Here is a 14,236-nt window from a genome sequence, read left to right on the forward strand (position 1 = left end):
TTTCAATTTTATCTTGTTTAGATAATTTAGACATAAAAATAACCCCCAAATTTGTCCTAAATTTGGGGGTCATATCAATATTGAAGTGAGAATCTTTTTTATTAGTGTTAGTTTTCTATCGTTTATTTTCGTCTAGACAATATAACTGGCCAATTGTGCTTGTTCTCTAGGTGAGAGCCGCACAGCAATATGAACACCATCATTTTGATATGTCTCTGTTAATACTTGGGCATTTTCATGTAAATAGGATAAAATCTTTCCTGCGGATAAAGGCAATAACAAATTGATTTTTTTATAATTGGTAAAAATTCGTTTTGTTATTAAATCAGCGAGGGTTTCAATAGATTTAGTGTCAACTGCAGAATATAAAATGCCGCTGCCTTCAATTTGGGGATAATTACGTTCCGACTTGTCAGCCTTGTTATAGGCAGTTATTATTGGAGTGTTTTTGACACCAATTTCATCGAGCACATTTTGTGTGGTGCGAATCATCTGGATCATGTTAGGATCTGAAGCATCAACAACATTTATTAATAAGTCGGCATCTTTAACTTCTTGCAAAGTAGCTTTAAAAGATTCAATCAAATTATGAGGTAATTTAGAAATAAAACCAACTGTGTCTAAAAGAATAAAACTAAAATTATTTTCTAAGTCTATTCTGCGTACGTTTGTATCTAATGTGGCAAATAACATATTTTTCACAAAAACTTGTTTATCGCTATGTTTAGAAAATTCTTTTAGCAGTCCATTCATTGTGGTTGATTTGCCGGCATTGGTATAACCAACAAGTGCTACTTTTGGAATATGGTTTTGATTACGCCTTTTGGCTTTTATTTGTTCCTGCTTATCAATTGCTTGCAATTCCCTTTTTATAATAGAAATTTGTTTACCAATAGTGCGCCGGTTCAATTCCAGTTTGGATTCACCAGCACCACGGTTGGCAAAGCCACCGCCTGTTGAGCTACCATTACCGCGTTGCTGGTCTAAGGTATTTTCTGATGGGTGCAATCGTGGCAATTCATACTGCAAGCGTGCCAGTTGAACCTGCAGTTTTGCTTGCTTAGTGCGTGCTCTACTTGAAAATATTTCTAAAATTAATTCGGTACGGTCAATTACTCGTAATTTAGTTAATTTCTCTAAGTTCCGAATTTGAACTGGCGTCAATTCATCATTGAGTACTAGAACCTTTGCTTTTAAACCGTGTGCCATATCCTTAATTTCATTGATTTTTCCTAAGCCAAAATAAGTGCCAGCTATTATATGTTCCTCATTTTGTCGAGCTTGTCCTACAACCTCCATGTTTGCAGCTTCTGTAAGGTTAGCCAGTTCACTCATGTAGTAGTCAAAATTAGGATCATTTAAATTGGCTCCAGCAATAAATGCTTTTGTTTTACGTGGAGTATTTTCAATCATTTATTTCTCTTTCTGTAAATAAATTTATTAAGTGGTATTTCTCAAAAAAATTAAAAATTATTAATCCTCATGTTTCGTGCTTCTTTCGCGTGTATGATAGTTTAATTTTAATACAAATCGCTTTGTTTACCAAAAAGAAGAAGTAAAGTTAAAAAATAAATAATTAGCCTTTTGATAATGATATTACAAATTGTTGCTTTTGATGGACTTGCCAGTAATATATAAATTATCTTGATAATAATAATGATTAATAGTTAAAATATAAGCAGTCTATATTTAAAGAAAAGCTAAATCATCAAAAGTAAAAAAAGCACATTTCAAAAAATGCGCTTTTTTGTTGCCCAAATCTCTAGTTAACTGATTGCACCAGAAATAATAGATAACCTTGACTTTTGCTTATTCAGTCATCGTGCTTGAATATTGGTTAAAAACGATTACATCTAGAAAGAGGCTAAATAATGTCAAGCATTTACTTAGTGCTCATAGTCTACAAGAAGTTCGTAAATTACTTTTACAAATTTAGATTACTTAAATATTCACCTGCAAATCAGGAAAGGCGACTACATAAATATTGGTCGCTTTTATACTTGGCAGATAGAAAAAAAGGTGTATAATTCAATCTATTAAGGTACCTAACTAATTTTGAAATGGAGAGTATATTAAAATGGCACAAACATTAAGCTATCAATCTAATCAAAAGGTACAAAAAAATCGCTGGTGGATATTAGTTGCTGTGGGTCTGTTTACATTTATGTCAACCCTAGACGGTACGATTGTTAATATTGCTTTGCCAGTGATCAGTAAGGACTTACATATTCCGATGAGTCAATCTGAATGGGTAGTTTCGCTCTATTTGATTGTAGTTTGCAGCTTTATTTTATTTTTTGGCAAATTAAGTGACACATACGGCAAAATAAAGGTTTTTCGCTTAGGAGCCATATTCTTTGTTGCCGGTTCGTTTTTATCAGGAATTAGAATTAATTTAATGTTTTTATTAGTGGCCAGGGCACTGCAGGCTTTTGGTGCTGCCATGACCATGGCTACTAATAATGGAATCATTACTGAAATTTTTCCGGCTACTGAAAGGGGGAAGGCATTAGGTACAATCGGCTCTTTTGTTGCTCTGGGTTCCATTGCCGGTCCTGGACTTGGTGGCTTAATTTTAAGTCACCTTTCGTGGTCTTATATTTTTTGGTTAAATGTTCCTGTCGGTCTGATAGCTGCAATAATTGGGGCTATATTCCTGCCTAAGGACATTACTTTTACTAAATCTGCTTTAGATAAGGCCGGTTCTTTCAGCTTTGCTTTAGCTATGATTACTTTGTTCGGCGGTGTTTTTTTAGGGCAACAGCTAGGGTTTGGTTCCTTACCGGTTTTATTAATGTTGCTAGTAGGCCTGGTCAGTTTTATCTGGTTTGTTTACGTTGAGAATCATGTAGTAAACCCATTATTGCAATTTAAATTATTTAAAAATCCAGATTTTTCAGTTAGTCTGCTTTGTGCACTATTAATTTTTATTACTAACTTTTTCTTTAATGTGGTTACTCCTTTTTATTTGGAAAATGCTCGTCACTTGTCTCCGGGAAAAACAGGCTTGATCTTAATGATACTACCTGTAGTTCAACTATTTGCTGCCCCAGTTGCTGGCTCTATTTCTGATAAAATTGGTCCAAAATTGATTACTTTTATTGGCCTATTGCTATTGTTAATCAGTCAGATTGGTTATACACTGTGCAACTTGAACTCACCTATGTGGTTATTCATAATTAGTATTGCAATTATGGGATTGGGCAGTGGCATATTTAGCTCACCAAATAATTCTTTAGTTATGAGCTCGGTCGAACAAAAAGATTTAGGCATTGCAGGCAGTATTAATTCACTTTCTCGAAATCTTGGAATGGTCATTGGTATATCCAGTGCTACGACGGTATTATTTGCTGCAATGAGCAAAGCAAAAGGGGCGAGAGTAACAGCTTATTTGCCCAAACAACCCGAAATTTTTATTTATGGTATGCATGTAGTTTTTATTATTTCAATGGTAATTTGTTTGATTACGGTTCTATTGAGTGGATGGAGACTATTTAAAAATAATAAATAATAAAATATAAAAAAGTGTTGGATCTCAGTACAAAGATTATAAAAATCAACACTTTTTTGTTTTAAAAAATAATTTTTTAATAATTATTTCTTCTTTTTGGCAATTTGGGTATATTATGGTAGAAGGAAAGAGCAAAACGAGGAGGTTTAGGATGAACCATAAAGTTGTGACGTATCCAGCTATTTTTAAACCACTGGAAAATGATATATATGTAATCAGTTTCCCTGATGTTAAAGGTGGAATAACTGAAGGGCAAGGCTTGCGTGAGTCAATGAAAATGGCTGCTGACACACTTGCCAGCCGTCTTTATAATAAAGCAGTATTGCCCAAGGTCAGCAAGGTAAGTGATATTGAATTGCCAGATGATGGCTCATTTGTTGCACCGGTTTCTGCAGACCTAACCGAAGCTTCACGTGATCGCATTAATTACGAAATATAATATATAAAAAAGCATCCCAATTTCTTGGGGTGCCCTTTTTATTAACTTGTTCCAAAAACTTTTTATATAATTCTCGGGAACAAATTAATTATAATATATCTGAGTAAATTTTTCTAATAAATTTAGCTTCTTTTAGTAAAAATGCTTTAAAATAATCTTTAGATTAAAATGTTATCTGAAAAGCGCGGTACTATATCATTTTTTGAAAATTTAAATATAATTTTTCTGCAATAATTTGATTGAATAAAAGAAAGAATTGCAAAAAATCTTGTATTTTGAGCTCAAATTGACAATAGCACTATTTGAGTGCTATTTTTGAGAGAGAAAAAGTTTGGGAGTAGATTATGCAAACAATTGAAAGTTCTATTTTGCGTGTTGCTGTTTCTGAAAAGGGAGCTAAGGTGGTTAACTTTGTTGCCCAAAATAGTCAAATTGATTATTTTAAAGATGCTGCTACGCAAAAAGCATTAGAAGTTATTTTTAGAGGAGCCGAGCAGAAGGAAAATCTAGCAGATATCCTGCCATGGACAGTTGTAGACAAGGGAGATTCACGTGTTAGTTTGGCTTTGATTGATGACAAATCTAGTTATAAAAGGTTCCCGTTTCACTTTGAAGGAATATTAACGTACGCACTAGAGGGAAGTGGAATTGATATTAAATTTTACCTGAAAAATAATTCTAATAAAGATATGCCGTTTTCAGTAAAATTCGTGATTCCAGTTTTTTCAGGCTGGAAAGTGAATACTAATGCTAACGAAATAGTGTTAAATAAAGATAAAACTAATTTAACTGTAGCTTCTCCTAATTTAACTTTAACGGCTGAAAGCAATCAGATTAGTGCTGCTTATAATGCTGCTACACTAGCTAGTGACAGTGATGAAGATCTAAGATTAACCCTAGCCTTGAGCTAAATAATTAATGATTTTATAAGATAAAATAGACAAACCAGCAATGGTTTGTTTTTTTTGTTATAATGTAATCATTGTAATTAAAATTTGGGCAAGTAAAAAGTTATGGATCACAATGATAATCATCTGAATAAAAGTCGAGTTGAATTACATGCAAAAGATTACCATAAAAAAAGACGTATTTTAGCTTGGTTATCATGTCTTATAGCGCTTTTAGCTTCGGCTGTTTGTGTGTATTCAGCATATATTTATTTTCGTACAAAAGATACAGTTGATGACGCGTATGACGCTAAAAACAGCGTGCGGATTATAAAAGGTGAATTCAACGGTAAGAAAAAATTTGCGGTGTTGTTAATGGGCAGCGATACTGGAGCACTTGACCGTAAAGAGAAGATAGGCAACACTGACACCATTATTATTGTCGTTGTTAATCCCCAAAAGAAACGCTACACCTTAATGTCAGTTCCACGAGACACTATGGCTCAAATGGTCGGTGCTGACCAGTTTCAGGTTAAAAAAATAAATGCCGCTTATCCTGTTGGTGGGGCTGCCATGTCGATGGCAAGCGTGTCTAAATTAGTAAATGTACCAATTAAGTACTATGTTTTGGTAAATATGAAGGGCATTATGCGTCTCATCCGCTATGTTGGCGGTATTAATATCAGGCCTACTCTGAGCTTTGAGTATGGTGGTTATATTTTTAAGAAAAATCAGCTGACTCACATGGGTGGCGGTGGTGCTTTGGCATATTCACGTATGCGTTATGATGATCCAGAAGGTGATTATGGTCGTCAAAAGCGTCAGCGCCAAGTGATTACTACTATTATAAAAAAGGCAGTTTCAATTAATACTTTAACTCGCTTGGATTCAGTATTATCGTCAGTTTCTGGAAATCTTAAAACCAATTTACCCTTTGATGCATTGCGTCAGATTGCCTTCAATTATCGTGATTCTACTAAAAACGTAAAAAATGATTATCTTCATGGACACAATGCTACAATAGATGGTTCTTCTTATCAGGTGCAATCTACTAAAGAATTACAACGAGTATCAGATTACCTGCGAGCAGAACTTGGTTTACCCGAAGCGCCTGTAAATAATAATGAAACTTATCAGAATAAGCGTAATAAAATTGATGGCTTCAGTTTTAAAAACCCTGATAGCCAAGAATATCACATATATGAAGATTATCAAGATCAAAGTTACCAGGAAGAAGGTGACTATTGATAATGCGCTTGTGGTCAATCATTATTGGATATGGGTTTGGTTGTCTACTCACTGCCGTGTTGATTTGTCGTTTTGCTTTGCATCAAGATCCTACAAAGGTAGGATCAGGTAATCCGGGAACTGCAAATGTCGGAGCCGTGTTTGGGAAAAAATGGGGTATATTAACTTGTATTGGCGATATACTAAAAACTCTAATTTGTCTTTTAATAGTACACTGTTTTTTCTCAGATAGTATTGCTTTGTTATATGCAGGCTTGGGATTAATGCTAGGCCACTGTTTTCCTTTTTGGGAACATTTCCATGGTGGTAAAGGTGTAACGGTCGCTGTTATAGTAGCAGCACTATATGATACACCAGTAGCTGCAGTTACATTGTTAATTGCTTTTTTCCTGTTGATAATTTTACAAAATTTGACGGTTCCACCAATAATTTTTATAATATTGTTCAGTTTATATGAATTTTTAACAACTAAGGAAGCCGGAATCGTATTATTGATTATGACGTTGGTTATGGTCTATAAATTTAGATATGATCTTCGTGACTTTTTTGCCGGAAAAGGAAAAAAGGTTGATGTTTTATACTCAATTAAGAAAAAGTTGGGTATTAAGCGTGATAATTAATAGCATCATTTTTAGTGAGGAAAATAATTGGAAATATGAATAAAAATAAAAAATCTTTAAAAGCTATCCAGATAATCTGTCTGCTGGTAGCATCTCTGTTCATGCTGATCCAAATGTTCAACTTGAAAGGAATTGCTGCCAGAGCACATTTTTCATTTGTTCGTTTTATGCCAAATATGTTGCATAATGCGACTTTAATGATTGTTCCTATGATATTTGGTGCTGTTTATAGTAAGAAAAAACAAATTATTAGCGAAAGTTTGAAATACTGGTTGTTAGGCAGTGTGACTCTGATTGTCTATTACATTTTATTTTTCTTTATAGTTCCTACCCGCTTTAACATGTGGCGTGTATGGGGCATGCTGTTTCCGATCATTACCAGTACATCCGTTTTGTTTTCTGGTTTGATTTTCTGCTTGCTGATTCAGCCACATTTGTATGATTTTTTGCATAAGTTGACAATTAAGCAAAACCTCTTGGTGTTGAGCTTATTAACTCTGCTCGGCTTTTCTTTAAGTGCTGGCAACCTGTCATTTCAATATTCGCTATACGGTCTTTACTTGGTTTTATTTTTTGCTTGGGGAATGTTTTTAGCTAATGTCCATATTGGCAAAAAATTGCTCATCCTATCTTTAATTAGCGGTTTTCTTTCTTTCTTCATTGTGATAATCGGTGTTTCTGGGTTCGATGCTGTTTACTGGTCACAAATTATTTCCGGCAACGGGGGTGGTGACTGGAACAGGGAGTTCTTAAACAATCCTTCATCTCCGTTCATGTTTTTACTGGTAGTAGCTGTTTTCTTATTATTTAAAAAAGTTATTATGACTTTTAATAAAAAGCAAATACGCTATTTTATCCCAGTAATTATGATCATGGATGCACCCATTTCTCCGAGGTTTATGAGAGCATTTCAGTTCACTGACTCCTCAATAGTTAACAAGTTGATTATGCTTGTTATTATGCTATTAATTGTGATTGTTTGGTATCAGTTACTTGATCGCTATTTTTTTCAAATCAATCCGTTTGCAAAAATAATTAATTATTTAGATAACGAACCTAATTTAGCTAAGATATGTGAAAAAGTATGGGCAATCTTTACCAAGTTTATAGTTACTAATAGAGTAAATTTGCTTACTTGGGCCTGGTTCTACATTCTAAGCTTTGGTTCTTTCCTAATTGAATCTGATAACTTACGAATTCAAATAAGTACAGCTTCTACAATTAATGCGATAGTTTATCTTCTAGGCACTAAATTCTTTGCCATGATTTTGACAACTATCTTTCTTGATGCGTTATTCTCCGTCTTTTATTTTGTAACTACACGATACTGGACTTCAAACATTTTAGTCAGTTTGATTGCGATTGGCTGGGCTGTTGCTAATAAGATTAAGCTGATTTTACGTGGAGAGCCAATTTATCCAACTGAACTTAGTGAAATTGTTAATTGGAAAACATTAATACCAATGATCGGTAAGACTACTGTCATTGTGATTTTAGTTGCACTCGTTGTAGTTATTGCTCTTGATATTTTCTTAGAGATAAAATTCCCTGTTAAAAAGCGTGGATCATGGAAGAGACGTGGTATTTGGGCACTTTTAAGCTTATTATTATTTGTAACACCATTGCGCTTTAACCATGACGGCGGAGTTATCTATCATATCAATCGCGGTTTTGATAATAAACAAAGGTTCCGTAATCCCGAACGTGATATTCAGGTAAATGGTCCTGTACTTAATTTCTTGAATTATATTGATTTGCAAATTATGGATCAGCCTGAGGGATATTCAGAAACAAGTATCAAGCAGTTAAATAATAAATATGAAAAAGTTGCTGCTAGGATAAATAAGAAACGCAAAAATACTCTTAAAGATCAAACTATTGTCTTTAATTTGAGTGAAAGTTTTGTTGATCCAAGCACTTTCCCTACATTTAGGCTTGACCGTGATGTTCCAAATCCAGTTAAGTTTATTCAGTCAATGAAGTCACGTTCAACATACGGCAACATGCTCAGTGCTGGTTATGGTGGTGGAACAGCTAACATGGAATGGGAAACTTTAACTGGTTTAAACATGGGAATGTTTAAATCCACCTTGACCCCATATGTTCAAGTGGTTCCAAACTATGATTTTTACCCAACAATAGGGATGAACTTCGATTACAAATCTGCTGTCCACCCATTTATTGGTACTTATTACTCAAGACAAGAAGATTATCATAGGTTTAAATTTGATAAATTTATCTTTGTTGGTTCAAAATATAAGGTTATTGACCAGAAGAAATTGGGTAAGAGTGGTTATAACTCTGACTTTACTACCTATGCTAATGGTCTAAAAGAAATCAATTCCCGCGATGGTGGACAGTTTATCAACTTGATTTCAATTCAAAATCACATGCCATATAATAATTGGTATCCAAATAACGAATATATGGGTAAGATTTCTGGAGAATTATTCAATTCTCCAGCAGTACGTGATCAAATGGCTACCTACGTAAAGGGTACGCAATATACTGACAAGGCAGTTAAGCAGTTTATCAAGCAGATTGATAAAATTAAAAAGCCAATTACTTTAGTCTTTTACGGCGATCACTATCCAAGTATCCTTTCTCAAAGTTATACTGCTAAATACCCGGTACAAATGCACTCAACGCGCTACTTCATCTATTCTAATAAGTATGCTCGTCAACATGGTGCTAAAACAAGACTGCCACGTAAAGCTAATAATTTCGTCAGCTCAAGTGATTTTATTGCAATGATGCTGGAACAGACAGATTCGAAAGTTACTCCTTACCAGGCTCTGTTAACAGAAGTTCATAAGAAGTTACCGGCAATTACTATTAACTTTAAAGGTGATAAAGGCTTCGAGCTAATTGGAAGGCAAGGACAAGTAATAGAACCGAAATACTTGACCAAGAAGCAGCAGGAAGTTTTAGCCGATTATGAGGCTATTCAATATGACATGACTGCCGGTAAAGCATATGGTTTAAAGATTAAAGGCTTTTATAAGTAACAAATTGTATTGACTTATTAAGAAAAAATGAGTATTATCATTTATAACAAATTTAAGTAGCACCTTGATTCAGAGTTCAGAGAACTAGCGGTTAGTGTGAGCTAGACAGGTCAAGGGTAGCGAAATACAAGTTGGGTGGTTCCCTTAAAGACCGGTATTAAGGCACTTGTTGTTAAAGTGCAAACGTGGGTGGTACCACGGCTGAAAAAGTATTTAGTCGTCCCTAGATTCTTAAATGAATCTAGGGATTTTTTATTGGAGGAAAAAAGATGGCAAACTTTGATATTTTAGCAGACTTAAAATGGCGGGGAGCGATTAACCAGCAGACTGATGAAGCAGGACTGACCAAATATTTACAAGACCACGATGACTTAGCTCTTTATTGCGGAACTGATCCTACTGGTGATTCACTGCATATCGGGCATCTTATTCCCTTCATGATTTTAAAAAGATTTCAACTGGCTGGATATCATCCTGTAATTGTTATAGGTGGAGGTACAGGAACAATTGGTGATCCGTCTGGACGTAAATCAGAGAGAGTACTCCTTAGTGCAGAAAAATTACACGAAAATGAACTTGCTCTTACAAATCAAATGGAAAAATTGTTTGGAACTGATAACTTTCAAATTGTTAACAACGCAGAGTGGCTTGATAAATTGAGTTTAATCGAGTTCCTGCGTGAATACGGCAAGCACTTCCAAGTTAATAACATGATCAATAAAGATGTTGTTGCCAGTCGCTTAGAAAATGGTATTTCCTTTACCGAATTTTCTTACCAGATTTTACAGGCCATTGATTTCTACCAGTTAAATAAAAATTATGGCGTTCAAATGCAAATTGGTGGTAGTGATCAATGGGGCAACATTACTGCAGGAATCGATTTGATTCATAAATTGATGGGATCAGACAGGCAAGCTTTTGGTTTGACTATTCCATTAATGCTAAAAGCCGATGGTACTAAATTTGGAAAATCAGCCGGTGGTGCGGTATGGCTTGATCCGGAAAAGACCAGTCCTTATGAATTTTACCAATTCTGGATCAATCAGGATGATCGTGACGTTGTAAAGTACTTGAAGTACTTTACTTTCCTTAGTCATGAAGAAATTGATGATCTGGCAGAACAAGTTAAAACTGAGCCTTCGAAGCGGACAGCACAAAAGACTTTGGCTAGAGAAGTAACAAAATTCGTTCACGGAGAAGCAGGCTTAAAAGAAGCAGAAATGATTACAGATGCTTTGTTTTCTGGAGATATTAAAAATCTTTCAGTTAAGCAGATTAAGCTGGGTTTAAAGAGTGCACCTGCAGCCGAATCAACATCTCAGAGCAAAAATATTGTAGACTTCTTGGTTGACACCAAAATCGAACCCTCTAAGCGCCAGGCTCGAGAAGATGTTACCAACGGAGCAATTTATGTGAATGGTGACCGCCAGCAGTCAGTCGACTTTGAAGTTGAACCTTCTAAGGCTTTTGACGGCAAATATGTCATTATTCGCAAAGGTAAAAGAAAATATACTTTAGTTACAATTAAAGATTAGTCTAAAACAGTCTGTTGCAAAGATAGCAAAAGACTATTTTTAGTTGTGAATTATAAAGTGTATAATAAAAAGCACTTTAATTTCTGTTCTGTATTTAAAGAGGAGGATAAAAATGCGTGCACGCGTAATACTTTATAATAAAGAAAATAAGGCTGTTTTATTAATCCACAGATTAAAAAATGGTCGTAACTACTGGGTAATACCTGGTGGTGGTGCAGAGAGCGATGAAACTCCAGTAGATACTGCAATCAGGGAAATAAATGAAGAATTAACCATTCACCTAAAGTCAGCTGACCTGATACATTTTTTTAAATGCGAAGGAAAAGAGTATGAAGAATTTTTTTACACTGAGATTCCATATATAACTGCACCTAAAATCAGTGGTGAAGAAAAAGGGCGCTCGAGCAGCAATAATGTTTATCAACCAGAATGGATAGCAGCTAAAGAGCTGCCAAAGATTAATTTAATGCCACCTGAAATAGCTGCTAAAATAGTAACTCTGATTTGACAAAAAAATGCGGTGAATTCATACTATTAAATTAGGAAGATATTTATTGATATACGTTAATAGGAGAGAAAAAATGGCTCACAGAGAAATTTTAGTAACAACTACCGAAAATATACCTGGTAAAAAATATGAAATTATTGGTGAAGTGTTTGGTTTAACAACTCAGTCTAAAAATTTGGTTAAGGATTTTGGAGCTAGTCTTAAATCAATGGTTGGTGGAGAAATTCACAGTTATACTAAAATGCTTGAAGATTCACGCAGTCAGGCATTGAGTAGATTGCGAAAAAGTGCTGAAGATGAAGGAGCAGATGCAATCGTAATGATGCGCTTTGATTCTGGTTCGATTGGTGGAGACATGCAATCTGTTGTTGCTTATGGTACTGCAGTAAGATTTATTGCAGACAACGAATAGATATAGTATTATTTGAAGTATTCGCTCTATAAGAGATGGATGCTTTTTTATTATTGTTAATTTGCCACTTTAGCTCAGGAGGCAGAGCACCGCCGTGGTAAGGAGGAGGTCCTCAGTTCAAATCTGGGAAGTGGCTTAGTTTTATAGCGGATAATTATGGCTATGTTTCTTTTTCCTGTATGATGTAAAAATAAAGCAGCTTTTAAAGTTGCTATGATAACATTTATAAACTACTTTTATGTATAAAATTTTGTCTTAAATAAGTTTAAATAAATCAATAATCTTATAATTTTATGTTGTCTAAATTACGCGCTAGTTGGCTTGAATTCTCATTCGGTTGCTGCCAAACCGCTATCGTCTCTACCAGTTGCAACGACAAAGGATTTTAATAAGTTACAGAATCTCTCTAAAAAACATGGCACTCATTGTATTAAAGCAAGAAAGTGGTATGCAAACTTTGTTCCTGGCAATAATGTTGAGGCGTATCGCTATCTTAAATCACATAAAAGGACAGGAACTAAATCTGACCTAGGAGTTGATGACTGGGATATTTTTGTAGGTGCCGGAACAATTGCTGGTAAACGTTATTTCATTAGCAATATTGAAAACAGAGATGGAAAAACAAAGTACATGATTCCAGCAGAGTATTGTCATGTACCTTATGGCTACAAGTTTAAAAAAGGTCATGCTACAGTCCATGATTATATTGGCTCATTGGCAAATGTCTGGAATGGTTACACAGAATTAGATAATGAATATGGTCGCGCATTTACCGAAGAAAATATCATTTATAGTAATAAAGAAGATGCCACCTGTACTGTTACCTTCAAGGAAGATGGAAAAACACGTGGTAAATACAAAGGTTTCTGGATTGGGCTATGCCAATAAAATTCAGAGTTGACGGCACTGATACCTAGAAAAATTATTATCCGCTATACAACTACGTGCCAAATGGTGAATTAGTTGTGGGTTATATTAAGACAGAAGATTTGAGTCAATTTAAACAGGCAACAGTTAAATATAATCTCATTGGCACAATTACTAAGAGTCATAAATTTAAACCAGCTCGGAAAAAGTTAGATATGTAGTTAATGTGAGTGAATTAACGCCTATATTAGCTGCTATATGCTTATAGACATTTTTGACCAATATTAAATAAATTTGGTCAAATTAAAAAAAAGAGATAGACTATTAAACTAGTAGTATAAATTACTAAAGTTAATAGTCTGTTTTTTTATAATATAAAGGGTAATAAAGCTAGTAATAGCTGTTGTCGTACTCATAAAAATTAAAATAACTGAGCATTTTGGTGCCTAAGGGACTTTAAATTGCCTAAGTAAAAGCCAAGCCATTATTGGAACTGCTTATTTTATGAAAAAGTATTTTACAAATTAGAAAGGAAATTAACTTGGATTTAACTAAAGTAACTGATTTTGTTAAAGAGCAGCTGAAAAATGAAAAAACAGGGCATGATTTTTATCATGGACAACGAGTAGCTCATCTGGCCAGCAAAATGTATTTACAGGATAATCCTGATGCACATGAAGATAGCCGCATGGTTGCTATTATTGAAACTGCGGGATATTTACACGATACTATTGATGAAAAAATCTGTGCTGACCCTGATCAAGTTCTTGCCAACATTAAAGAACTGCTTCCTAAAGTTGGTTTTACTTCCCTAGAAGTCAAAGATATTTTATTCACTATGCAACATATGTCTTTTTCCGCTAATATAGAGCATCATTATCAATTGCCAGTATCAGGAGAATATGTACAAGATGCTGATCGCATTGAAAGTTTGGGTGCAATTGGCATCGCCCGTGCGTTTACATATGGCGGTGCTCATGGCAATGTTATATACGACCCTAGAATCAAACCACAGAAGCTTGTAAGTCATGATCAATATCGTGAACATACAGAAACAACAATTAACCATTTTTATGAAAAACTGTTTCATTTGGCTGATTTAATGAATACTGCTGGAGGTAAAAAAGAAGCGCAAAAAAGAACGGAATTTATGCGTGATTATGTGAAAGAATTTATGACTGAATGGAATGTTTAAGCTGCA

The 14,236-nt window shown here is 34.6% G+C and carries 13 protein-coding genes and 1 tRNA gene; 13 read left to right on the plus strand and 1 reads right to left on the minus strand.

The window, feature by feature from the left end:
- Positions 1 to 132: 132 nt before the first annotated feature.
- Entirely contained in the window at positions 133 to 1,413 is a 1,281-nt protein-coding gene (gene hflX, locus LDM90_RS01890) for a GTPase HflX (RefSeq protein WP_223896321.1), read from the minus strand.
- Positions 1,414 to 2,077: 664 nt separating this feature from the next.
- Here hflX and LDM90_RS01895 point away from each other — a divergent pair.
- The 13 genes from LDM90_RS01895 to LDM90_RS01950 all read left to right on the plus strand — a co-directional run bounded on the left by LDM90_RS01895 (position 2,078) and on the right by LDM90_RS01950 (position 14,230).
- Positions 2,078 to 3,511 carry an MFS transporter gene (locus LDM90_RS01895; protein ID WP_198212849.1) on the plus strand — a complete coding sequence of 478 codons (1,434 nt, stop codon included), beginning with the start codon at positions 2,078 to 2,080 and terminating at the stop codon, positions 3,509 to 3,511.
- Between the two features lie 151 nt (positions 3,512 to 3,662).
- Positions 3,663 to 3,950 (plus strand): type II toxin-antitoxin system HicB family antitoxin, encoded by a 288-nt coding sequence (locus LDM90_RS01900; RefSeq protein WP_187153967.1) that lies wholly within the window; start codon positions 3,663 to 3,665, stop codon positions 3,948 to 3,950.
- Positions 3,951 to 4,294: 344 nt separating this feature from the next.
- On the plus strand, positions 4,295 to 4,861 hold the full coding sequence (locus LDM90_RS01905; protein WP_198212852.1) for an aldose epimerase family protein: 567 nt from the start codon (positions 4,295 to 4,297) through the stop codon (positions 4,859 to 4,861).
- A gap of 102 nt (positions 4,862 to 4,963) precedes the next feature.
- A complete protein-coding gene (locus LDM90_RS01910; protein WP_223896322.1) occupies positions 4,964 to 6,085 on the plus strand; it encodes an LCP family glycopolymer transferase in 1,122 nt (373 codons plus the stop codon).
- Positions 6,085 to 6,705 carry a glycerol-3-phosphate acyltransferase gene (locus LDM90_RS01915; protein WP_198213192.1) on the plus strand — a complete coding sequence of 207 codons (621 nt, stop codon included), beginning with the start codon at positions 6,085 to 6,087 and terminating at the stop codon, positions 6,703 to 6,705. Before LDM90_RS01910 ends, LDM90_RS01915 begins: the two co-directional genes overlap by 1 nt.
- 26 nt (positions 6,706 to 6,731) lie before the next feature.
- A complete protein-coding gene (locus LDM90_RS01920) occupies positions 6,732 to 9,713 on the plus strand; it encodes an LTA synthase family protein (RefSeq protein ID WP_223896472.1) in 2,982 nt (993 codons plus the stop codon).
- A gap of 269 nt (positions 9,714 to 9,982) precedes the next feature.
- Entirely contained in the window at positions 9,983 to 11,248 is a 1,266-nt protein-coding gene (gene tyrS, locus LDM90_RS01925) for a tyrosine--tRNA ligase (RefSeq protein ID WP_198212855.1), read from the plus strand.
- A gap of 112 nt (positions 11,249 to 11,360) precedes the next feature.
- Positions 11,361 to 11,756, plus strand: coding sequence for an NUDIX domain-containing protein (locus LDM90_RS01930; RefSeq protein WP_198212857.1), 396 nt, complete (start codon positions 11,361 to 11,363; stop codon positions 11,754 to 11,756).
- A gap of 73 nt (positions 11,757 to 11,829) precedes the next feature.
- Entirely contained in the window at positions 11,830 to 12,168 is a 339-nt protein-coding gene (locus LDM90_RS01935) for a heavy metal-binding domain-containing protein (RefSeq protein ID WP_187153962.1), read from the plus strand.
- A gap of 63 nt (positions 12,169 to 12,231) precedes the next feature.
- Positions 12,232 to 12,304 (plus strand) — tRNA-Thr (locus tag LDM90_RS01940).
- Between the two features lie 185 nt (positions 12,305 to 12,489).
- Entirely contained in the window at positions 12,490 to 13,056 is a 567-nt protein-coding gene (locus tag LDM90_RS01945; protein ID WP_223896323.1) for a hypothetical protein, read from the plus strand.
- A 77-nt stretch (positions 13,057 to 13,133) separates the two neighbouring features.
- The gene (locus tag LDM90_RS09405) at positions 13,134 to 13,256 is read left to right on the plus strand and encodes a hypothetical protein (protein WP_255534815.1); all 123 of its coding nucleotides are present in this window, start codon (positions 13,134 to 13,136) and stop codon (positions 13,254 to 13,256) included.
- Between the two features lie 320 nt (positions 13,257 to 13,576).
- Positions 13,577 to 14,230, plus strand: a complete 654-nt coding sequence (locus LDM90_RS01950) for an HD domain-containing protein (RefSeq protein WP_198212861.1) — start codon at positions 13,577 to 13,579, stop codon at positions 14,228 to 14,230.
- Positions 14,231 to 14,236: the final 6 nt, after the last annotated feature.

This window comes from Lactobacillus huangpiensis (assembly GCF_019972815.1).
GTDB lineage: Bacteria > Bacillota > Bacilli > Lactobacillales > Lactobacillaceae > Lactobacillus > Lactobacillus huangpiensis.

Coding starts and splice junctions, on each gene's coding strand:
- hflX (WP_223896321.1), bottom strand. CDS start 1,413: ATGATTGAAAATACTCCACGTAAAACAAAAGCATTTATTGCTGGAGCC.
- LDM90_RS01895 (WP_198212849.1), top strand. CDS start 2,078: ATGGCACAAACATTAAGCTATCAATCTAATCAAAAGGTACAAAAAAAT.
- LDM90_RS01900 (WP_187153967.1), top strand. CDS start 3,663: ATGAACCATAAAGTTGTGACGTATCCAGCTATTTTTAAACCACTGGAA.
- LDM90_RS01905 (WP_198212852.1), top strand. CDS start 4,295: ATGCAAACAATTGAAAGTTCTATTTTGCGTGTTGCTGTTTCTGAAAAG.
- LDM90_RS01910 (WP_223896322.1), top strand. CDS start 4,964: ATGGATCACAATGATAATCATCTGAATAAAAGTCGAGTTGAATTACAT.
- tyrS (WP_198212855.1), top strand. CDS start 9,983: ATGGCAAACTTTGATATTTTAGCAGACTTAAAATGGCGGGGAGCGATT.
- LDM90_RS01930 (WP_198212857.1), top strand. CDS start 11,361: ATGCGTGCACGCGTAATACTTTATAATAAAGAAAATAAGGCTGTTTTA.
- LDM90_RS01935 (WP_187153962.1), top strand. CDS start 11,830: ATGGCTCACAGAGAAATTTTAGTAACAACTACCGAAAATATACCTGGT.